The sequence below is a fragment of the Nocardia aurea genome (assembly GCF_003123685.1).
GTDB lineage: Bacteria > Actinomycetota > Actinomycetes > Mycobacteriales > Mycobacteriaceae > Nocardia > Nocardia aurea.
In genome coordinates this window covers 20,553-41,696 of sequence record NZ_QCYJ01000085.1, presented here as the reverse complement: position 1 = coordinate 41,696, position 21,144 = coordinate 20,553, and the positions used below count along the sequence as shown (strand labels likewise).

At 66.9% G+C, this 21,144-nt stretch carries 22 protein-coding genes; 12 read left to right on the top strand and 10 right to left on the bottom strand.

The genetic code is table 11. The annotated features are described in order from the left end of the window. The first annotated feature begins 28 nt into the window (after positions 1 to 28). Positions 29 to 466: a hypothetical protein gene (locus tag DAT37_RS16880; protein WP_232839801.1), complete on the top strand. Its 438-nt coding sequence runs from the start codon at positions 29 to 31 to the stop codon at positions 464 to 466. A 132-nt stretch (positions 467 to 598) separates the two neighbouring features. Here DAT37_RS16880 and DAT37_RS16875 read toward each other — a convergent pair whose 3' ends face one another. Further along, a complete protein-coding gene (locus DAT37_RS16875) occupies positions 599 to 1,348 on the bottom strand; it encodes a transporter substrate-binding domain-containing protein (protein WP_232839836.1) in 750 nt (249 codons plus the stop codon). A gap of 319 nt (positions 1,349 to 1,667) precedes the next feature. Between DAT37_RS16875 and DAT37_RS16870 the strand changes: the two genes are divergently transcribed. From DAT37_RS16870 to DAT37_RS16850, 4 genes are all read left to right on the top strand, one after another. Further along, the gene (locus tag DAT37_RS16870) at positions 1,668 to 3,044 is read left to right on the top strand and encodes a lipase family protein (protein WP_232839800.1); all 1,377 of its coding nucleotides are present in this window, start codon (positions 1,668 to 1,670) and stop codon (positions 3,042 to 3,044) included. 659 nt (positions 3,045 to 3,703) lie between these two features. Next, complete coding sequence (locus DAT37_RS44915) at positions 3,704 to 4,843, top strand: methyltransferase (RefSeq protein WP_198654304.1); 1,140 nt, start codon at positions 3,704 to 3,706, stop codon at positions 4,841 to 4,843. Positions 4,844 to 4,990: 147 nt separating this feature from the next. After that, positions 4,991 to 6,715, top strand: coding sequence for an MOSC and FAD-binding oxidoreductase domain-containing protein (locus tag DAT37_RS16855; protein WP_109525728.1), 1,725 nt, complete (start codon positions 4,991 to 4,993; stop codon positions 6,713 to 6,715). A gap of 160 nt (positions 6,716 to 6,875) precedes the next feature. Beyond that, positions 6,876 to 7,373: a hypothetical protein gene (locus DAT37_RS16850; RefSeq protein ID WP_109525727.1), complete on the top strand. Its 498-nt coding sequence runs from the start codon at positions 6,876 to 6,878 to the stop codon at positions 7,371 to 7,373. A gap of 77 nt (positions 7,374 to 7,450) precedes the next feature. Here DAT37_RS16850 and DAT37_RS16845 read toward each other — a convergent pair whose 3' ends face one another. After that, positions 7,451 to 8,080: a TetR/AcrR family transcriptional regulator gene (locus DAT37_RS16845; protein WP_157978515.1), complete on the bottom strand. Its 630-nt coding sequence runs from the start codon at positions 8,078 to 8,080 to the stop codon at positions 7,451 to 7,453. Positions 8,081 to 8,162: 82 nt separating this feature from the next. Between DAT37_RS16845 and DAT37_RS16840 the strand changes: the two genes are divergently transcribed. Further along, a complete protein-coding gene (locus tag DAT37_RS16840) occupies positions 8,163 to 9,452 on the top strand; it encodes a glycosyltransferase (protein WP_109525725.1) in 1,290 nt (429 codons plus the stop codon). A gap of 73 nt (positions 9,453 to 9,525) precedes the next feature. On the opposite strand, the gene DAT37_RS16835 is transcribed toward DAT37_RS16840, so the two are convergent. From DAT37_RS16835 to DAT37_RS16825, 3 genes are all read right to left on the bottom strand, one after another. Further along, complete coding sequence (locus DAT37_RS16835; protein WP_109526036.1) at positions 9,526 to 10,377, bottom strand: class I SAM-dependent methyltransferase; 852 nt, start codon at positions 10,375 to 10,377, stop codon at positions 9,526 to 9,528. A gap of 101 nt (positions 10,378 to 10,478) precedes the next feature. Continuing rightward, entirely contained in the window at positions 10,479 to 11,489 is a 1,011-nt protein-coding gene (locus DAT37_RS16830) for a hypothetical protein (protein WP_109525724.1), read from the bottom strand. Positions 11,490 to 11,565: 76 nt separating this feature from the next. Beyond that, positions 11,566 to 12,162: a helix-turn-helix domain-containing protein gene (locus DAT37_RS16825; RefSeq protein ID WP_198654303.1), complete on the bottom strand. Its 597-nt coding sequence runs from the start codon at positions 12,160 to 12,162 to the stop codon at positions 11,566 to 11,568. 159 nt (positions 12,163 to 12,321) lie between these two features. Between DAT37_RS16825 and DAT37_RS46050 the strand changes: the two genes are divergently transcribed. The 4 genes from DAT37_RS46050 to DAT37_RS44130 all read left to right on the top strand — a co-directional run bounded on the left by DAT37_RS46050 (position 12,322) and on the right by DAT37_RS44130 (position 14,483). Then, on the top strand, positions 12,322 to 12,453 hold the full coding sequence (locus DAT37_RS46050; protein ID WP_269814779.1) for a hypothetical protein: 132 nt from the start codon (positions 12,322 to 12,324) through the stop codon (positions 12,451 to 12,453). 6 nt (positions 12,454 to 12,459) lie between these two features. Beyond that, positions 12,460 to 12,948 carry a CinA family protein gene (locus DAT37_RS16820; RefSeq protein WP_109525723.1) on the top strand — a complete coding sequence of 163 codons (489 nt, stop codon included), beginning with the start codon at positions 12,460 to 12,462 and terminating at the stop codon, positions 12,946 to 12,948. A 187-nt stretch (positions 12,949 to 13,135) separates the two neighbouring features. Continuing rightward, positions 13,136 to 14,230, top strand: coding sequence for a glutamate--cysteine ligase 2 (locus tag DAT37_RS16815; RefSeq protein ID WP_198654302.1), 1,095 nt, complete (start codon positions 13,136 to 13,138; stop codon positions 14,228 to 14,230). Positions 14,231 to 14,333: 103 nt separating this feature from the next. After that, a complete protein-coding gene (locus DAT37_RS44130; RefSeq protein ID WP_157978514.1) occupies positions 14,334 to 14,483 on the top strand; it encodes a hypothetical protein in 150 nt (49 codons plus the stop codon). Positions 14,484 to 14,505: 22 nt separating this feature from the next. Here the strand turns inward: DAT37_RS44130 and DAT37_RS16810 are convergent, their stop codons facing one another. The 3 genes from DAT37_RS16810 to DAT37_RS16800 all read right to left on the bottom strand — a co-directional run bounded on the left by DAT37_RS16810 (position 14,506) and on the right by DAT37_RS16800 (position 16,921). Next, positions 14,506 to 15,603 (bottom strand): YihY/virulence factor BrkB family protein, encoded by a 1,098-nt coding sequence (locus DAT37_RS16810; RefSeq protein WP_109525722.1) that lies wholly within the window; start codon positions 15,601 to 15,603, stop codon positions 14,506 to 14,508. Positions 15,604 to 15,734: 131 nt separating this feature from the next. Further along, positions 15,735 to 16,109 carry a VOC family protein gene (locus DAT37_RS16805; RefSeq protein WP_109525721.1) on the bottom strand — a complete coding sequence of 125 codons (375 nt, stop codon included), beginning with the start codon at positions 16,107 to 16,109 and terminating at the stop codon, positions 15,735 to 15,737. A 128-nt stretch (positions 16,110 to 16,237) separates the two neighbouring features. Continuing rightward, positions 16,238 to 16,921, bottom strand: a complete 684-nt coding sequence (locus tag DAT37_RS16800) for a TetR/AcrR family transcriptional regulator (protein ID WP_408637418.1) — start codon at positions 16,919 to 16,921, stop codon at positions 16,238 to 16,240. Positions 16,922 to 17,134: 213 nt separating this feature from the next. Here DAT37_RS16800 and DAT37_RS16795 point away from each other — a divergent pair, with 213 nt between their 5' ends. Further along, positions 17,135 to 19,357, top strand: a complete 2,223-nt coding sequence (locus DAT37_RS16795; RefSeq protein WP_109525720.1) for a molybdopterin-containing oxidoreductase family protein — start codon at positions 17,135 to 17,137, stop codon at positions 19,355 to 19,357. A 114-nt stretch (positions 19,358 to 19,471) separates the two neighbouring features. Beyond that, on the top strand, positions 19,472 to 19,654 hold the full coding sequence (locus DAT37_RS16790; protein WP_109525719.1) for a DUF6011 domain-containing protein: 183 nt from the start codon (positions 19,472 to 19,474) through the stop codon (positions 19,652 to 19,654). 92 nt (positions 19,655 to 19,746) lie between these two features. Here DAT37_RS16790 and DAT37_RS16785 read toward each other — a convergent pair whose 3' ends face one another. Both DAT37_RS16785 and DAT37_RS16780 read right to left on the bottom strand, forming a co-directional pair. Next, the gene (locus DAT37_RS16785; protein WP_109525718.1) at positions 19,747 to 20,151 is read right to left on the bottom strand and encodes a nuclear transport factor 2 family protein; all 405 of its coding nucleotides are present in this window, start codon (positions 20,149 to 20,151) and stop codon (positions 19,747 to 19,749) included. Between the two features lie 68 nt (positions 20,152 to 20,219). Further along, the gene (locus DAT37_RS16780; protein ID WP_109525717.1) at positions 20,220 to 21,101 is read right to left on the bottom strand and encodes an SDR family NAD(P)-dependent oxidoreductase; all 882 of its coding nucleotides are present in this window, start codon (positions 21,099 to 21,101) and stop codon (positions 20,220 to 20,222) included. Positions 21,102 to 21,144 lie beyond the last annotated feature (43 nt).

The window sequence follows — 21,144 nt, the reverse complement described above, 5'->3', positions numbered from 1 at the left end:
CCAGCTGATAGAACATCCGGGAGGAACCATGATCAGTTCGACAGGGCAACAACATCGGTTGTCCGTACCTCCGAACACCGCCTTGCGTTGGGTCACAGTCGTATTCGCGATCGCCCTCACCGTGCACGGCGCCGACCACCTCCGACGTGGCATGGACACCGTGTCGATGCTGGTCATGGCTCTCGGCACGATTCAAATGGTCCTCGCGATCGCGACGATCGTCCTGGTGTTCACCCGCCACCGCTGGGCACCGACCGCGGCCATCTCCATCGGGTTCGCGAGCGCGGCGGGCTTCACCGTCGTGCACCTGCTCCCGGACTGGTTCGGACCACTGAGCGACAGCTTCATCGCCGCGCCGCCGTCGGCGCGAGTGATCGGATTCTCCTGGTTCGCAGCCATATTCGAGATCGTGGCCGACCTCGCCATCGCCGTCGCGGGCCTACGCGCCCGCAAAACCTGGCCCTGAGCCGGGCACCGCCCGAAGACGGCGCCGAGTCGGCGGCATGCACGTCAGAGGGAACGCTTCGGGTCGACCACCAGCCGTACCCGCCGTGCGACTCCCCCACATTTCGCGTGCAGAACGTCGCGGCTGTTCATGTCATTCCTCGGGAAGGACCGAACCGGTGCCGAAGTACTTCTCCGAAATCGCGTGTAACGCGCAGTCGGCACGGATTTCGATCAACGCCCGGTCGACCTCGTCCATCACAGGGTCGTTCTTGCGAGTGACGAAGGTCTGCGGCAGCGAGAACGGGGGCGTGATCCCTGTGGCCACGAGGTTGTCGTCGGCGGTGCGGGTGAGGTAGTCGGCGACCGCCATGCTGTCGGTGACGGTGGCATCGATGTGGCCGTCCTTCGTCAGTCGCACGGCATGGTCGAGGCTCTCGACCGTCACCTTCGCAGTTCCCTGCGACGCGTCGATTCCGTCGCTCCAGTTGCCGCAGTCCCAGTAAGCGGCGTTTCTTCCGCTCATCTCGGTCACCGAGGCATTCAGGTCCTCGCCCGGACGGGTCAGGATCACCGGGCGGGCTTCCGCGTAGTACCGCGACAGCTCGTATTGCTCACTGAGAGGCAGGGTCGGCGCGACATGGTTGCCGACCAGGTCCACTCGGCGCGACCGCAGCCCGCTGAACAGCGCGGGGCGGTTCAGGGCCGGCCGATACTCGACCCGCATGCCCAGCCTTTCACCGATCGCTTCGATCACTTCGATGTCGTAGCCGGTGACCTCACCGTCGGCCCCGCGGAAACTGAAGGGTGCACAGGTTCCCTCGGTACCGACCCGCAACGTATTCGGGTCCGCACCGTCAGCGTCGCATCCGACGAGTGCGGCAGCGACCGTGAGAGTCGACACCGCGATGGCGGCGTTCCTACCACGCACTCTCTGCCCCTTCTGGCACGACCTCCCAGGCTACCGCCCGTAGACCGGCGAACAAGTCTCGGCTATCGGGGGACGGCGCCTATGCGGACGCGTTCAGCGGCGAGGGGTTGCCGACCGAGGTGCAGGCAAGTGCGCGCATGGGGCGCTCGAAACGGACGTCGGGCCGCGTTGGTGAAACTCACACCGCGGCAAGCGATTGTTGTGAGTGGCCAAGAACCCTGGGTCGGATTCGGATTCCGGTACCGGATAGTCGATACCCTCGGCGACGTCGGTCCGATCGAGAGTGAGATCCGTGAAGTCGTCTCTGGCAGTTGTGATTACAGCGCTCATCGGCGCTGCGTTGCTCGGCGGGCAAACCTCTCGCGCCCTGGCGGATCAACCCGGCACCCAGGCGGAGCCGTCGGCACCGGCGACTGCCGGACCTTCCCCGCTACAGCAATGGATCGACAGCGTGATACCGGCGCCGCCACGGGCTTCTCCACCGGATTCCGCGTCCGAGCCTGCCGAATCGACGCTGTGGCGGCAGGTGTTGTCCCCGCCGACCGGCGACCCGATCTTCGACGTCCGGCCCGCCGACCTCGAATCCCTGATGCCAGGGCAGGTCATCGAAACACGGGACGTGACGGCCACGACGGCCCTGCGGATGGCGACGCCGATCTCCCGGGCGACGTTGGTGAAGTTCCGATCCACGTCGGCGACCGGCGCCCCGTCCTTCGGCACGGCGACACTGATCGTTCCCGCGACGCCGTGGTCCGGAACCGGGTCACGACCGGTCGAGGTGAACGCGATGCCGATCAATTCGCTCGGGGCGCACTGCACGCCGGGTTTCCAGCTCTCCCACGGCCTCCTCGTTCGGCCCAACACCGATCTCCCGATCTTCGTGCCCGCCCTCTGGTCGGCCCTCGCCAAAGGACACGCGGTCCTGGTGCCGGATCACGAAGGTCCGCTGATGGCCTACGCCGAACCGAATATCGCCGCGCACGTGATGCTCGATTCCATCCGCGCGCTGCGGTCCTATCTGCCGGGCGAATACGGTGACAGTCGATATGTGACCGTCGGCTACTCGGGTGGGGCGATCGCCGCGTACGCGGCGGCCATGCTGCTCGACGAGTACGCACCGGAACTGTCGGGCGTTCTCGTCGGCGCGGCGGCCGGCGGATTGGTCACCGACTACGCGAACGTGGCCCACCAGTTCAACGGCAACATCTCCTCCGGAATCCTGTTGACGGTATCGCTGGCCATCGCGCGCGAACATCCCGAGCTGCTGCGACACATGAATCATCTCGCGCAGTGGGTGGCGACCTCACCGCTGCGTGACATCTGTGGCGACTCCTCCGGACCGCTCGGCGTAGTCGGGCTCCCGATCGACGTCGCGGCCGATACCGCCGCCCCGCTCGACAGCCCGTTCGCCGCGAAGATGTTCGAGCGGTTGGACCTGACCGGACGCACATCCACCGTGCCGCTGTATATCTACCACGGCGCCCACGACCCCTGGATCCCCATCGACGACGCCCGGCGCATGTACCTGCAACAGTGCGGTCGCGGTGTGCCCGCGGTGTTCCGCAGCGTGCCGGGAGAGCATCTGATCGGCTACATCACCGGCTCGCCGGATCTGGACCGGTGGACCGATGCGCGGTTGCGCGGCGAACCCGCCCCCAGCGAATGCTGAGGTCCCGCATCCGGTTTGCCCCGTGTTCCACGGGTACAGAGAGGGCGAGGTGCCCACGGCTCGGAGGCCTTCGCGCTCAATGTGATTCGTCGTGACCGTAGTCAGCCCATCTGCCCCGCCGGGCGCAGCAGGATCTCGTTGATCAGGAACTGACCGACCGAGCCCGAGCCGAACACGGCTTGGCACCAATCCCTCTTCGGGAGAGGTGATGTCGGGGTTCAGCGTCTTGGATCGCGAACAAGGCATACACCGACCAGGTCTTCGGCGCTCGGGACGAAACCGTGCCGCTCCTACAGTCTTCGACGCTCCTCGCTAGTGGCCGAGTGGCCCGCACGGCCCGGGGCCGTCGTAATTGCTGCCGTACTCGAACAAACACAGGAGCGAGCGAAAGTGGCGGGCGAGGTCTTCGCTGCTGCCCGAGGACGAGCCCGTCGCCGCGCTCGCCCCGGGCGCCGACAGGATCAGCGTTGCCGCCGCTGCCACGCCGACGGCAGCCGCGGTCAATCTATCTCTCAACATGTATGCCCTCCGGGATCAGTGTGAATCGAGAGGAACGGTAGCTGCGTATTCAACGGCGTCACAGCCGACGTTTCCGCTGCCCCGATCTTCCAGGGCAGCGGGATTATTTGGGCAGCAACGCAATTCATGGCCTGCCCGCAGTGTCCTGGCTGGAAGGGCGGTTGCCTGGAGTTCGATGTGGCCGCTCAAACCTGCGTACACACCAGCTGAGGACATCGACGCCCGCACATGCCGCTGATCGCTCGTCCTGCGTCGGTCACTGGGAGTGCAGAGTCCGCATTACTCACCGGAGTGAGATATCGGATACACACTCCTCGAATGCCCGCGTACGTGCTGTCGACCTGGCGAGCTGGCCGGATCGAATTCAGCGTCTGCTACGTGATTGTCTGCGTGCGCACCCACACGAGGCCGAGCGCTGCGCCGAGCTGAAACGGCAGATCGTGGCGGCAGGTATCCCGTCGAACGACTACGCGCGAGAAAAGACCGGCTTCATACGGGAGCGGGCCGACCGAGCTGAGCCGAACACGGCTTGGCACCAGTCCCTGTTCGCCCACGATCGTTACGGTGGTGTCGTGACCTTGCTTGCGCGCATCGATCGGTTCAACGGCCGGCATCCGTGGAGTCACAACGACTTCTACGGCGGGTGGGTTGTCCAGAGTGTGAGGTCCAGCGAAGCCCGGGATGTGCTCGATGTCGGCTGTGGCACAGGGAATCTGATCGATCGGTTGCGGGCACATATCGATCGGGTGACTGGGATCGAGCCCGACTCTGCGACCGCGCGCGTTGCGGCTGCGCGTTTCGCCGGGAACGATTCTGTCGTGATCGAGCAGGTCCGATTCGATCAGTTCCGGTCGCCTCGCCAATGGGATGCCATCACGCTGGTCGCTACCCTGCACCACCTTCCGTTGGTCGATACTCTGCGTGAGTTGGACCGGCTTCTGTCCCCCGGCGGCCGACTGGTCGTTATCGGGTGCTTCCGTAATGCAGGCCTGATCGACTACGCGACCGGCTTCGTCGCCTCGGTAGCGAATCTGATTATGGGCAAGATCAAGCACCCTCAGCCGAGCGACCAACTCCCGATCGAGATGACAGCGCCGACCGCGGCGCCGCGCGAAACGATTGCCGAGATCCGCTGTGCGGCAGCTGAGTATCTGCCTGGAGCGCGCATCCGTCGACGCCTGTTCTGGCGGTATTCGCTGGTCTACGACAAAGCAGCGAGTGCCGCCGACCAGCGCGGGACCACCCCGGTCCCGTCCGACCAGCAGAAGCGTCACCGGTAGCATCAGGACCGACAGGGTCCGGTCGCATCCCGACCACAGCGCCTACCCGACCAGCCCGTCGCTCGTCGTTCGAACCTCGCACTCGATGAAGGATTGCCCGCTCGGTTGTCGGCTCGCGCACCGCTACCACCGTCACTGGAGGAACCGATGCAATCGTTGCTGTCGGTGAACGTCGGAATGCCGAAGGACCACTGCTGGCAGGGCAGGACTGTTCACACCGGCGTGTGGAAGTACCCACAGGACGGCCCGGTGATGGTCCGTCGCCTCAACATCGACGGCGACGGCCAGGGCGACACCGCGGGCCACGGTGGTGAGCAGCGGGCCGTGCTCGTCTACCAGATCCAGTCCTACCGGTACTGGCAGCGGCATTTCGGACGCGACGACTTCGAGTACGGCCAGTTCGGCGAGAACCTCACCGTCGACGGACTCGCCGACGACGAGGTCTGCATCGGCGACCGGTACCGCATCGGCGAGGCCGAATTCGAAGTCACCCAGCCGCGGGTCACCTGCTACCGCGTCGGCCTGCGCCTCGACGAACCCGAAATGCCCGCGCTGCTGGTCAGCCACCACCGGCCGGGCTTCTACATGCGCGTCATCCGAGAAGGACACATACGGGCGGGCGACCCGATAGTCCGCACCAGGATCGGCCCCGGCGCCATGAGCGTGGCCGATATCGACGCGTTGCTCTACCTGTCCGAACGCGACACCGCCACGCTGCGCCGGGCCACGAGTCTGACCGCCCTCAGTCCCGGATGGCAGGGCTCGTTCCGTGAACTGCTCGCGACCGCCGAGGCGTCGGGCACCACCGTCGGTCCGGCCTGGCCCGGCTTCCGCGCGCTGCGCGTGACGAAAGTGGTCCCGGAGAGCGCGACGGTCTCCTCCATCCACCTGACCACTCCGGATGGTGTACCGCTCCCGAATGTGCCTGCGGGCCAGTACCTTACGCTACGACTCCCCGGTGCGGGCACACCCGCCCCCGTGCGCAGCTACTCGCTGTCCACGGTGTCGGACAACGGTGGCTACCGGATCAGCGTCAAACACGAGCCGCACGGCAGCGTCAGCACCTACCTCACGACGAGGATTCGGCCGGGCGATACCGTCGACGCCGCGGCACCGCGCGGCGACTTCGTGCTCGACGACGACACCGGCCCCGTCCTGCTGGTCTCCGCCGGCATCGGCCTCACACCCGTGCTGGCCATGCTGCACGAACTCGCCGTCCGCGACAGCGACCGCGAGATCTGGTGGATTCACGGCGCACGCCGCCCGCGGGAACATCCGTTGGCCGCCGAAGCCCACGCCCTGCTCGCCTCGCTTCCGCACGGTCACGAGCACGTGTTCTACAGCGCCGAGACACCCGCAGAATCGGGCGACACCCCCACCGCCTCCGGACGCCTCACCGCGGACAAACTGATCGCGCTGTCGATTCCCGCCGCCGCGACGGCCTACGTCTGCGGCCCTACCTCGTTCATGTCCGACATGCGGCAGGCCCTCACCGCCTCCGGTCTCGACCCGGCTCGCATCCACAGCGAACTGTTCGGAACCCTCGCTCCCGTCAATCCCGGCATCGACGAACAGGCCGCGCTACCACCGCACCAGCCATCCGGGCCGCCGGGCACCGGCCCGCTGGTGACCTTCGCCCGCAGCGGCCTCTCGGTGCCCTACCCGGACGACGAGCACAGTGTGCTCGACCTCGCCGACGCCTGCGACGTCCCGTCGCGGTGGAGCTGCCGCACCGGCGTATGCCACACCTGCACCACCACCCTGCTTGCGGGCGCGATCACCTACCGTCCCGCCCCACTCGAAGCCCCACCCGACGGCGAAGTCCTGATCTGCTGCGCCCGTCCCGACACCGATATCGTCCTGGACATGTAGAAAGCCGGGGCAGCGGTCTGCGGTATTCCGGTTCCGTGATTGCGCAGCGGTCGGACGAACACCGAGATGACGAATTGCCCACGGCGAGCAAACAACCCGCGTAGGCTTTTCATCCGGGCAGCCACATCGGAATATTGGGGGATCTTCAGATAGCGAGAACATGGTGACCACAGCCCGTCGACAGCAGTCCTTTTCCCAGCCGCAGGCGACCGAAGTTGCCGGGCATCCCCGATTGCCGACATTGCCGGAATGGCCGCGTGACACGATCGGGGTACTCGCGACAGCCGACGACAGCCTGCACGCCATCCCGGTCTCCTGGCCCGTCCGCGCCGGCGATCGTCGAATCCTGTTGAGTCTCATGAACCATCGCGGATCACTGACACGCCTGCGCGCACGTCCCGAGGTGGTGCTGATGATCCTCGCCGGTGGCAATGTGGCCGTGAGCGCCGGTGGGTTCGCGCGGGTGGTCGCCGACCCGATGCCCGACGCACCCGACTACGTGGCCGTCGCCCTCGAGATCGATACGATCGAGGACCACCGCCAGGGCGCGTTCCTGGTCGAAACCGGCATCCAGCGAACCGTCGTCGACAGCACAGAACTCGCCTACCTCGAAGCACGTTTCGCGACATTGCACGAGATCGCCGGGCGAATCGCGTAATTCACAGGGACTGTCACGAATCTTCACGTGCCCGGATATCGGTCAGACCCCACACATCGGACAGTGTGATTCGGCGATCAACGAAACAGTAGATCGCTCAACGCGCGCGTCAGCCACTGCTCGTAACGTCGGGTGCTCCAACCGAGTCGACGGGTCAGCTTGTCGTAATTCTCGATGGAAACCAGCAGCCACAGGCTCACGGCGAGTTCGTCGGGTTCGATATCGGATCGCAGCCAGCCGCGAGCAGACAGCATGTCGACCGCACTGCCGACATTCGCCCTGACCGATGCCTGAACCTGCGACAGTTCGGCATCCACCTGCGGGTCGTCGGCGGCCGCCGACACGAAAGCCCGCCACACCCCCACCGTGCGCGAGGCAAGTCCGGTCAGTAATCGGGCCGCCTCCACCGCGAACTCGTCGGGGGTCGAGGCTTTCCGGAGGTCGTCGGCTTCGGGAGCCGCGAGCACGGGCTCGTCGACGTCACGGCCGAAACTGAGAACTCGCACCGACGACGCCAGCAGACTGCGCTTTCGACCCTGGGCCCGCACGGTCTCGAGCGAAACCCCCGCCGTTTGCGCGATCTGGCGCAACGACGTAGGCCCGTAGCCCTGGGTGGCGAACAGTCGCGCGGCCGTATCGATGACCATCCGGCGCGTGGCCGCCGCCTGTCGCGCACGCAGCGGTGAAACGTAAAGCGGCTCGGACACCATATTCCTTCGACAACATTCACCGGTACGTCGTACAGGTGAATGTTATCGCATACCAGCCGACCGCCACCGAAGGACGATCATGGCCCACTACCTCATCGCCAGCGTGCCGATACACGGGCACGTCACTCCCCTGCTCGGAATCGCCACCGAACTCACCCGGCGCGGGGACCAGGTCGAATTCCTGACCGGCGCGCGGTTCGCCGACGCGGTCACGCGGACCGGGAGCCGATTCATCGGGCTACCGGCCGAGGCCGACTACGATGACCGACTCCTCGGCACGGGCCCCGACAGTGACCGTCCCACCGGGATCGCCGGGTTGCGCCACGACGTCGCCCAGAATTTCCTGCGGCCTGCCCGCGCCCAGTACGACGCGCTCCTGGCGCACACACTGGCCGCCGAAACCCCACCCGACGCGGTGGTGGTCGACCCGACCTTCGTCGGCGCCATGCTGCTCAGCGGTCATCCGCGAGACCGGCGACCACCGGTGATCGTCGCGGGCATGCTTCCCCTACCCCTCAGCTCCGCGGTGGTGCCGCCGTTCGGACTCGGGCTCCAGCCGTGGCGCGGCCCCCTCAACCGCCCGCGCAACGCCATCCTGCGCACCCTGGTCGAGAAGTGGATCTTCGCCCCGGTGCAAGCCGACGTCGACGCGCTGTACCGTTCCGTCCACGGTCGCGATGCCGGAGCTTTCGTCATCGACTGGATGAGCGAGGCGGACGCGATAGTCCAATTGTCTGTGCCGGGTTTCGAATATCCGCGCCCCGATCTCGCGGTGCCCGTGCGCTTCGCCGGTCCGGTCATCGCTTCCACCGACGGACCCCTTCCGTCCTGGTGGGACGAACTCGACACCTCCCGACCGGTCGTACTGGTCACCCAGGGAACCATCGCCAACCAGAACTTCGACGAACTCGTGCGTCCCACCCTCGACGCACTCGCGACCGAGGATGTCCTCGTCGTGGTCACCACGGGTGGCCGACCGATCGAGCAACTCGGAATACTGCCGGCCAATGTCCTGGCCGCGCGGTTCCTCCCCTACGACCGACTCTTCCCCCGGCTGAACCTGCTGGTGACCAACGGCGGATACGGCGGCGTCCAATACGCGCTCGCGCACGGCGTGCCGATCGTCATCGCCGGAGACACCGAGGACAAACCCGAGGTCGCCGCCCGAGTCGCCTGGTCGGGCAGCGGAATCGATCTGCGCACCGGGCGCCCGAGCGCCACCGCGGTGCGCCGAGCCGCGCGCACAGCGCTCGCCTCGCCCCGATATCGGGAGGCAGCCGCCGTGCTGGCCGAGCAGATCGCCGCCGCGCGGGGTATCGACGAACTCGTCGACACCGTGGCCGCCGTCTCGGTCGCGTCGATCCGGTAGGCGGATCGAATCACCAGGGCGCACAACCTGATGACGTCGAAGGACACCGTCGCGAGCCGAGATATTTCGAGTCTCAGTTGCGGCGGGCGGCCCACACGGTGCGTTCGGTGCGGAGCGCGAGGTCGGTGCGGTGCAGGAGGCTGTGCGGGCTGTCGGTGTCGAGCAGTCGGTCGAGTGCGGCGAGGTCTTCGGGTGCGAGCGTGTCGGCGACGGCGTGGCGGAGGCGTCGTAGCGTGCCGAGTGCGTAGCGGCCGATGGCGGCATTGCTCGCGCCGTCGACGTCGACTGCGAGGGTGCGGACTCCTTCGACGGTGAATCCGGCGGCGGTCAGCATCGGACCCCAGTCGGCGCCGCGATGGGGCATGTGTTGCGCGTGGAGATCATCGGCCGCGGCGTGACACCGGTTCTCCAGGCCGGGCCGGTCGTCCGGGGCGGTCTCGGGCAGGAACCTGGGCATTCCCGCCAGCTCCACGACCGCGAACAGTCCACCGGGCGCGAGCACGTCGCGCACCTTCCGCAACACGCGGTCGGGGTGGGCCATGTGATGCATCGAGGCCGAGGCCCAGACCAGGTCCGGCGTGCCGGGGTCGGGCCATTCGGTCGCGTCGAGGTCTGCTCGAATCGTGCGCACGCGCTCCTGCACTCCGTCGGCGCACGCCTTGCGATGAAGGCGGTGGAGGTGTTCGACCGAGGAGTCGACGGCGGTGACCCGCGACGTCGGAAAGCGCGCGAGGAGGGCGAAGGTGCCCGCGCCGGTGCCGCAGCCCAGGTCGAGGATCTCGCGCGGAGCCGCCGCGATCGGCAGCCACGAGATGACAGCGACAGTGTGGTCGGCGAGGATCTCCGCGTCCAGGTCCAGGATCTCGGCGTGGACGGCGGAGTCTGCGACGTGCGCGGCGGAGTGGTGCGGGTGTGCGGAGGTCATGACCACCACGCTAGAGCGTCATGCGCGCATCGCATAAGCAGTTGCCGAATAGGCAAGAATGGAGCCACTGAGGCTGCCGTATCCGCAAGCACGGCGACAGTTCAATCCTCCAGGCCCCGATCCACGAAGTCGAGGTACATGTCCACGGAGAAGCCCTCGACCGCCAGCGGTTCACCGGAAACCACGATGTCCAACATGTCGTCGGCCATTCCGAGGTGGTGCAGGACAACTACGGTGGCGGTGGCGGCCACTCGGGCCTGTCCGGGTGCCGTCGACCACCGACGCAGCATGTAGCCGTCGGCGTTGTCGACGAACCCGCGCGCGCTCAGGTAGTCCTCGGCGAGTTCGGTTCGTCCCACCCGCAACCGGATCTCCTCGCTGTCCAACTCGAGAACCGGACGTGGCTGCAATCCGCCGGCGAAGGCGAGGCGAAGAGCCTCGGTCCCAACGCCGACCGCGCGCATCGCCAGATGTACGCCGTCGAGCAATTCGGTGAGCACCCCGCGGAGCTGTTTGGGTGTCTCGATCCGCCATTTCTGATATCCGGGACTGCCGCCGGCGGACCACAGGTGCGAGAACTCGTATCCGTCCGCTACCGAGGGGGCCACATCGTTCTCGTCGGTGAGATCCATGTCGTCCTCGCCGATGGATTCGAGATACTCGTGAGGGTTCTCGTACCAGTGCATCCGCCGGTGATTGTCGCCTTCGACAGAACAGACGGTCAGATCCGATGTTCCGTAGTCGGACAGGGCGAATGTGCGCAGCACTCCAGCGTCGACCCACGCCACTTCGAGATCACTCAGGCCGCAGTACCACGACGGCGGACCCCACGTCGAGGTCATCAGAGCGTGGAGGTGGCGAAACCGTTCGGGCGTGATCTTGCCGAGCGGGACGGTGAACTGCGCGGTCCACGGGCTGTGCATCGGCCCCGGCGCGGGCTCGATGCGGCCGCGGAAATCGGTGCCCGGGACCAGCACCGACGAGGAATCGCCTCGCTGCCACCCCAAACGTTCCCATTCCCCTTCGATCTCGCGTGCCGCGTAACCGCTGACCCGCACAGGCCGCACTTCGGTGAGCAGACGGGTGAACTGGGCATCGGTGATCGCATCCATGCCCGTCGACGGTAGTGGCAGGCACCGACAGCGAACGCGTCCACTCCCGGAACATCTTGTCGCACTTCCTCGCACGTCACATTTCGGTCGCCGTCGCCTCGCGGTCGCCACCCTCGGGCCGATGGCCGCGTTGGGCGTCGCGGTCGAAGATGCCGAGGATCTCGCAGGGGCCCGCCTCGGCTCCGATGGCGTGCGGCAGCATGGTGGGGAACTCGGCGGCCTGGTTCGTCTCGACGCGGAAACGCTTGTGGCCCAGCATGAGGATCGCGGTACCCGAGAGCACGACGAGCCACTCCCGACCCGGGTGCGCGCGCATGCGGGCGGGATTGTCCGGCGGCGGTTCGGTCACTCGCTTGCGCACGACGCTCATGCCCGGTTCGCCCTTCATCGACCAGCGCATCACCCCGTGCGCCGCGTCGATCATCGGACCGATGACGACATTGTCGTCGGCGGTGGTCTCGACCAGTTGATCCAGGGACGTATCCAAGGCGCGGGCAAGGGTGACCAACTGATCCAGGGCGAGTCGGCGCTGACCGTTCTCGATGCGCGAGAGCGTGGACTGACTCAGGTGGGCGCGAGTGGCGAGTTCCTCCAGCGACCAGCCCTGCGCGACCCGCAGCGCCCGGATACGTTTGCGCACCAGGCCGTCCAAGTCGCCGTCTGTTTGCGTCATACGCAAGATCATATGCCATATACGCAAGATTGCTATGGTCGCCTCCAGTAGCCCCGCGGCTCTGTCGGGGTTCGCCGGATTCTCCGGCACTTCGCCGAGTCGTTCACGAAATCGACGAGTTTCTCGTTAGAGCCCGCAGCTACCGGGTAGCGCCCACCCATGGAACTTCTCGTGATTCTCGTCCTCGTCCTCTTGGTCGCGGCAGTGGTGGGTTACCGCAAGATCAAGGGAACCGACAAAGATCTCGACATGTCGACGGGCAATCCTCCAGCGAACGATGACAAAGACTGAGACGACGTGTCGACCGTCGCCGACGACATCGCCGCGCTCGCGACGCACACCGGCCTGACGATCGCCGTGGCGGAATCGCTGACCGCCGGACACCTCGCCGCGGCACTCGGCGCGGCTCCCGACGCGGCCGGCTGGTTCCGTGGTGGTGTCGTCGCCTACTCACGTCACGTCAAGCACCGCGTACTCGGCGTTCCGGAGGGACCCGTCGTCTGCGAGACGTCCGCCGCGGCGATGGCGGTCGGCGTCGCGGCACTGATGGAGGCCGACCTCGCCGTGGCGGTCACCGGTGCGGGCGGGCCCGATCCTCAGGACGGGCACCCGCCGGGGTCGGTGTGGTTCGCCGTCGCCGCGCGCGGCACCCGCTCGGCGGTCCATCACCGGTTCGACGGCGGTCCCGAACAGGTCATCGACCGAACAGTGGAGTACGCACTCCGACTCCTGCTCACCGCCGCCGAGAAGATCGCCGCGGTCGACCGTACGGCGGGCACGGACTGACCCGCTCACTACGCGCGAACCGGCGACCCGGTCCACCTGCGTTGATTGCCGGACGGTGGCCCGGGTATCCGCGCAGCGAGGAGGTAGCGTATGTCGAAGGAATGCCACGCGAGCGGATCGACGGCGCACACGTCGATCACGAAACGCCGGTCTCGGCACGATCCGAATCGGCCGGGGTGAGCTGACCGTGGACTCGCGGATTCCGACCGTCGGTGTCGAAGAGGAATTCCTGCTGACCGACCCCGAAACCGGCGCGCCGACACCCAGGAACATCGATGTCGCCGCCACAGCGAAAGCCGCGGGGATCGACCTGCAACTGGAACTGACCAGCTGCCAGGTCGAAACCAGCACCGGCGTGCACACCGACATCGCCGAACTGCGCGGGGAACTGCGCACTCTGCGCGGCACCGTCGCCGAATGCGCGGCCGAGAACGACACCCGATTGCTGGCGGTGGGGGTGCCGCCCACGGTGCCCGACCGGTTCCCCGTCACCGACACCCCCCGCTACCAGAAGATCGCGCACACCTACGGGATGATCGCCCATGAACAGGGGCTGTGCGGCTGCCACGTCCATGTCGCCGTGCCCGATCGCGAGACCGCGATCATGGTCAGCAATCATCTGCGGCCGTGGCTGCCGGTTTTCCTGGCGTTGTCGGCCAACTCCGCGATCTACCGCGGCAGTGAGACCGGTTACGCGAGCTGGCGCAGCATCCTGTGGCGGCGCTGGCCCAGCGCGGGACCGCCGCCGTATTTCACCTCCGTGGAGGACTACGACTCGATCGTGGCGATGATGCGCGCGAGCGGCAGCATCCTCGACAACAAGATGGTGTATTGGGATGTCCGGCCCTCGGAATCGTTTCCCACCATCGAGACCCGGGTCACCGACGTTCCCGCCACCATCGAAGAGGCCGCACTGCTGGCCGCTCTCGTCCGGGGCACCGTCGCGACCGGTCTGCGGGCGATCGAACGCGGAACGCCCGCTCCGCACGTGCCCGCGGAGGTGCTGGGGGCCGCCTACTGGAACGCCGCGCACTCCGGTCTCGACGGCGACGGGCTCGATCCTGTCCGGGGCGACGTCGTCCCCCACCGCCGAATGGTGGCCCGGCTCGTCGACCACGTCGAACCGGTTCTTCGCGACTTCGGCGACCACGCCTTCGTCACCGAGGCCCTCGCCGCCGTGGACGACCGCGGCAACGGCGCGCGACGCCAGCTCCGCGCGCTGCGCGCCAACCGCGATATCGGCGACGTCGTGACCGAGGTCGCGCACGCGACCCTGCAGTGATCCGGCGACCGGCCGCCCGGCACGGTCGGGCGGCCGGTTGTTTGCCGCGAGCGCTACCGGGCACACGGCCTGTGCCCATGACACGAGACCGAGAGGACCGGCCATGAATTCCGGACCACGCACCGACGCCGCCCAGAACTCCGACACCGACCGTGACGACGTCGATCATCTGCCGGACTCGGACGAACAGACCCCGACCGACGAGCAAGACCAAGCCGCCGAAATGGACTACGAGGGCGACACCCCCAATTGACCTGCGGCCGTGCCGATTCGACTCAGCCCTGCCGAGCCGATCGCACGGCTTCGGCGGCCTTCTTGCCCGCCGGGTCGAGTTTGCGGGTGTCGCGCGGTTCGGCGAACGGCTGCGCGTCCTCGGGCAATCCCGCCGCGATCGCCTTGCCGTGGTCGAGTTCGGCGTTGATCTCGGCGCCCAGCAGTAGCGCGATATTGGTCAGCCACAACCACACCAGGAAGATCACCACGCCCGCGAGCGATCCGTAGGTCCTGTCGTAGGAGGAGAAGTTGGCGACGTAGACGGCGAACAGCACCGAGATGACCAGCCAGATCAACACCGCCACGACCCCGCCCGGACTGATCCATTTCACGCCGCCCTGCTTGGCGTTCGGGCTGGCCCAGAACAAGATCGCCAGTAGCACCGACACGAGTACGAACAGCACCGGCCATTTGACGATGTTCCACATCAGCACGGTGGTGTCGCCGAGGCCGAGGAAGTCGCCGATCTGCTGGGCGACGGGACCGCTTGCCACCACGATGACCGTGCTGATCACCAGCAGGATCACCGCGATGATGGTGACGCCCAACCGGATCGGCGCGGTCTTCCATATCGGGCGGCCCTCCCCGATGCCGTAGATGACGTTCGACGCACGCATGAACGCCGCCACATACCCCGACGCCGACCACAACGCCAGGCCCAAGCCGATCAACGCGCCGATGCCCGCACCGCGTTTGTTGGACTGCGCCTGGGTGATGAGCGTGTGCGCGAAATCGGCGCTCGAGCCCGGCGCGAGCTGCTCCACCTGGTTCATGAGCTCGTCGGCCGCGTCGGGGCCCAACAGGCCGAGCAGCGAGACCAGCACGATCAGCCCCGGCACGATCGCCAGAATCGCGTAGTAGGTGAGCGCGGCGGCCAGATCCGTCAAATTGTCGCGCTGGAACTCCTTGGCCGCGCGTTTGACCACCGCGACCAATGACGGCCTCGATAATTCGGTCGGACTGCTCGGCTCGTTCGGGTCGAGGTCCGGTCTGGCCCCGGAATCCGTCGCCGGGTCGCCGGCCTCGGCACCGTCATCGGTGCCCACGGATTTCCCGGCCTCATCACCGTGCCGGGCCGCGCCGCCGCGATGTGTCACCATATCGGTCCGCCTCGTTCGAGTGCATTTCCTCGGTCAGGTGTGCGATGAGAAGCAAATTCGCACTGATCGAGCTGTGCCCGCGGCGGCGGTGCTCAAACACTCGGGCCGTGTCGCACAGGTCGAGAGCCGGGCTATCTCGAACCGGGCCGAACCGTGAGGCAGAAGGGATGGCCGGAGGGATCGATGAGCACCCGCCAACGATCGGGCGCGGGCTGGAATTCGGCCTTGACCGCGCCGCACTCGATCGCGGCGGCCTCCGCGGTGTCGAGATCGGTGACGAACAGATCCAGATGTATCTGCTTGGGCACCCGGTTTCCGGGCCAGTCCGGGGGGATGTGATCCGCTACTCGCTCGATCGTCAGCATCACCCCATCACCTTGCAGCACAACCAGATCGTCGGATTCGTACCGGACGTCGAAGTCCAGCAGCACCGCGTAGAACCGGCCGAGATGGTGCGGATTCCCGCTGTCGAGCGAGATCGCACCGAGTGTGGCTATCGCTGTCATCGTGCCCCCAACCGAGTCCCCGGTGATTCGCGAGTAACGCCGTCACGGCGACCACCACCGAAGTTGCCTCTTCGGTCCGGAATCGGAACAGCCACCCGGAGACCGTGGGCCTCTCACTCGCTATTCGGCTACGGATGCGGGCAAGTCCGTGGTGCGCGGCATCCGGAGACGGTAATGGACGTCTGCCACAGTCCGACGATCGCATCGGTGAGTTCATCGGCGGCATCCGTCCAGGTCCACTCCGATCGGGGCCCCCACTGCGCGAGTTCACCCTCGAGTTCGGCACAACTGTGTATCAACAGGTTTCGTGCCATCATCATGCGGCGCGAACGCACCGCCTCGGGCAGATCCGGCAGGCAGCGGGCGATTCCCGCCAATGTCAGAACCAGCGGAGGCGAAACCAACGCGTCGGCCGACACCACGTCGCGGTATGCCGGATCGGCGATCGCCTGCGCGGCGAAACGCGCGTACCAGCTCGGGACGCCCAGATCGTCGAGGTGCTCGGTGAACGGGCGCACGAAGGCATCGACCCAATCGCGCAGGTCGGCCGAATCGGCGATCCGGGTGAGCATGCGTCGGCGCAGTGCTTCGATGGGCTCTCGATGCTTGCTCTCGATCGCGCGCAGCAGATCCGCTCGCGTGCCGAAGTGATAGCACACCGCCGCGTTGTTCCGTTGCCCCGCAGCGTCACTGATCTGCCGGTTCGACACCGCGTACATTCCGGATTCGGCCAACAGACGCTCCGCGGCCCGCAGCAGCGCATCGCGGGTCGCACCGGCCCGATCGTTGCGCAACTCCGCCGAGGCTGTCACTCCATCAGTGAAACATCGACTCTTGATTAAATCAACCAGTTTATTTAATCTCGACGCCGGGCCACGTGTCGCCCACGGGCCCCGTTCGGCCTGCTGAGAACGTATTTCTTCACCGAGCGACACGCGGACGCATCGACATGGCGTCACACGTCGCCCGTGCCGTTGACAACTCTCGGAAAGCGGGTGAGCCCCGCGGAGAACGGAGGCCGTCCGATGAGCGACGGACAGGCGAGCGCGGACATCCATCCCGAACCGCCCCGGGTGGCCTACACCTTCTGCCGCTACTGCCCCGCCTCGTGCGGGGTGAAGGTGACCGTCGAGGGCAATCGAGTGCTGAGAATCGGGCCCGACAAACAGAACCCGCACAGCTGGCGCGATTTCTGCGCGAAAGGACGCACCGCGAATCGCCTCGTCGAACACCCACGCCGGATCACGACTCCCCTGCGGCGGGTGGGCGATCGGTATGTGGCAGCATCCTGGGAGGAGGCGATCGCCGATATCGCCGCACGGATGAACGCCGCGATCACGGCGGGCGGACCCGACGCGGTCGGAATCTACACCGGCAACCCGGCCGGATTCTCTTCCTCGAACCTGGTGTTCATGAACGGGTGGCTCGACGGTATCGGCACGCACAACCGCTACGCGGTCGGCTCGGTCGACCAGAACGCGGTCCACGTGGTGGCCGAGGCCATGTACGGGTCACCGCTGATGGTACTCACCTCCGACATCGACAACTGCGACCATTTTCTGATCATCGGCGCGAATCCCGCGGTGAGCGCCTGGAATTGGGTCGAATCAGCTCCCGACGGATGGGCCAGGGCACTCGAGCGTCAGCGCCACGGCGCGACCATCGTCGTCATCGACCCGGTGCGCACCGAAAGCGCCGACAAAGCCGATATCCACGTGGCCGTGCGACCGGGCCAGGACTGGGCTCTGCTGCTGGCGATGGTCAAGATCATCTTCGACGAGGACCTCCAGCACCGCGGTGACTGCGCGGATCTGGTGGATCAGCTGCCGCGGTTACGGCAACTGGCCGAACAGGCCGACCTCACCGACCTCGCGAGCCGATGCGACGTCGACATCGACCGGATCCGTTCGCTGGCACGCGGTTTCGCGACCGCACCCCGCGCGATGGCGATCACCCGCACCGGACTGTCCCTGCATGCCGCCGGAACCATCGCCGAATGGCTCGGACATGTGCTCAATCTGATCACCGGTCGCACCGACCGCCCCGGCGGCCGCCGCTTCCAGCCCGGCTACGTCGACACCCTGCGCCTGGCCGACCTGGCCGGGTCCGCGCCCCACACCAGCCGAGTCGCCGGTCGCGGACTCGTCGCGGGCGCCCACGCGCTGGCCGAACTCCCCGAAGAGATCACCACCCCCGGCCATGGCCGGATCCGGGCGATGGTCATCAACTGCGGCAACCCCGTCGTCTCCGGCCCCGACGGCACGAAACTCGACGCGGCACTGGCCGAGCTCGACCTGCTCGTCGCGATCGACTTCGTCCAACGCGAAAGCCACCGCCACGCGCACTGGCTGCTTCCGGCCGTGCACTGGCTCGAACGCGACGACCTGTTGGCCCTGACCAGTAGCTTGCACGACGAGCCCTACATCCAATACGGCGCGAAAGTGGTGGAACCGCCGGGGCGGGCCCGCGAGGAATGGCGCATATTCCTCGACCTCGCGCTGGCCATGAGAACTCCCCTGTTCGGCGCTCGCGGACTCAACGGCTTCGTTCGAGCCACCCGCGCGCTCGCACGGCTGTTCCACACCCCCGCGCTGGCCTTCGATCCGCGCTGGATCGACCGATTGATCATCGCGACCTCGCGCAAGTTCAACGGTCGTCGAACCACGTGGCGCACCCTGATGGCACACCCGCACGGGATAGTCCTCGGACCACGCGAGTACGGCCATTTCCGCGACGCGCTGCGCACGCCCGGTAAACGCGTTCTGCTCGCGCCGGACGAATTCCTCACCCGTGCACGCGAACTCCTCGCCGATCCGCCTCCGACCGCACCCGCGACCCACCCGTTCCTGCTCGGCAACCAACGCAGGCGCCACTCCATGAACTCCTGGCTCAACGAACTTCCCGGCCTGCACACCGCGGGCAAGAACAACGACATCGTGATACATCCCGCCGACGCCGGGAAACTCGGAATCCGGGCGGGAGATCTGGTCCGAGTGTCGTCTCCGACCGCGGCCATCGAACTTCGCGCGACCCTCAGCGATCGGCCCCGCCCCGGCGTCGTGACGATCGATCACGGTTGGGGCTCTCGCATTTTCGACCCCGAAGGCGGCGAACCACCCGAGTCCTACGGCACCAACCGCAACCTGCTGGTCGACACCGCGGCCATCGATCCCCTCTCCCAGACCTCGGCACTGAACGCGGTGTACGTCGCCGTCGAACGCATCGATCCTTCGCCGGAGGACGCGTGACCGACCGATCCGGCGATCACTGCTGTTCGAGGACCGGAATCGTTGTCCGCGCGTCGATGTCGGTCCGTCGTGCCACACTCACCACGTAGCTGTCCGGCCACGAGGGAGAACGATATGGCCGCCACCGAAGACCGTCCCGAGGTGAGACTGGTCGCGCACTGCCGCCGCTGCCACGGCTGGCTGCTCTCGCCACGATCGGTCGCCGAAGGCATCGGACCGACCTGCGCGATCCGCGAACGAGCCGAACTGCGCGCCGCGGGATCCCCGGCGCTGACCCTGTTCGATATCGCGGCCTGAACGGCCGGGGAGTCGGGGTGAGCCCGCGCTTCGAGCGCCGGGTGACCGTACGCCGCCCACCCTGAACACCCCCGACCCGTGGGTGAACGGACCTATGGCGTGGTCGAATCCATTCGCAGCCGGGTCAGTTTCGATCGTTCGATCAACCAGTGGTCGCCGACTTTGCGGTACGACTCGTGGTAGTGGCCGTATCCGCGCAGTTCGGTGCCGTTGGGCCAGCGCAGGTTGTCCTCCATGGCCCAGATGCCGCGGGCGGTGGTCTCCGAGGTCAGCTCGATCTCGGGAGTGTGACCGTGGTGTACCGTGACGACGCCGTCCAGCGCCGCGGTGAGGAAAGTCATGAACTCGTCGGCACCGGCCACGATCGAACCCCCGGATTCGGAGGAGTCGATGACGACGTCGTCGGTGAACAGCGCCCGCATCCCGTCCCAGTCCTTGGTGTCCATCGTGCGGCAGTATCGCGCCTTCAGCTGACGGATCGCCTCGTAGTCATCCATATTTCGTTCCCTTCCGGGGTGATCGCTGCGGGATCGCGCGCGATGAGCGCTGACCCGGCAGTCCGTGGCTAGTGCCGAGTCGACTCGGCGGCGGATGTCCTGGACAGGGCGCGCTGTGCGGCGTCCTGGAGTAGCGCTGATCGTTCCCGCACGGCGGCGCCGAGGTCGCCGTGGGTGATGATGTAGCGGGTCCCGGCAAGCACCTCGTCGACGATATCGGCCGCGGCCTGCTCGGGGGATACGGGTGCGCGCACCATCCCGGGGTTCGATGCCGCCATGGCCTCGAAATCGGCGGGCTCGCCGATGGGGCGCCGCAACTCGGCGGGCTGCACGGCCGCGCTCGATTCCAGGTGCCGCGACGCCATTCCGGACGGGAAGATGACCGAGATCGTGATCTGATCCGCCAGTTCCAGCCGCAGGGTCTCCGCCAAGCCCCACACGGCGAACTTACCGGCCTGGTAGAGGCCGAGGCGTCCGGCCGGATCCAGGACCGACGACGATGTCGTGAAGGTCAGACGACCGTTCGGCGCGCTGCGCAGCAGTGGCAGGAAGGCCCGCGCGGTGCGGGCGGATCCGATGACGTTGACGTCGAGCACCCACTGCCATTCCTGATCGGTGAGTCGTTCGACCGCGCCGAACAGTTGCACCCCGACGTTGGACACGACGAGGTCGGCGCGCCCGTACCGGTCGGCGACGGTCGCGGCTGCCGCGTCGACCGAAGCCGCGCTCGACGCGTCCATGTCGACAGCGGTCACGGCGATGCCGTGTCGCGCGGACAGTGTCTCGGCTTCGGCGCGCGCACGGTCGACATCGATGTCGAGCAGCGCGACCCGCATCCCCCGTCGCGCGCACTGATCAGCCAGTGCGAGACCAAAACCCGAAGCACCACCGGTGATTACCGCGACCTCGGTGTCCGGCTCGTCCGCGGGCGGACAACTCTGTGACGTCATGGCGATCTACTCCTGTCGACCGAACGGCCCCGTGAGGTATCGC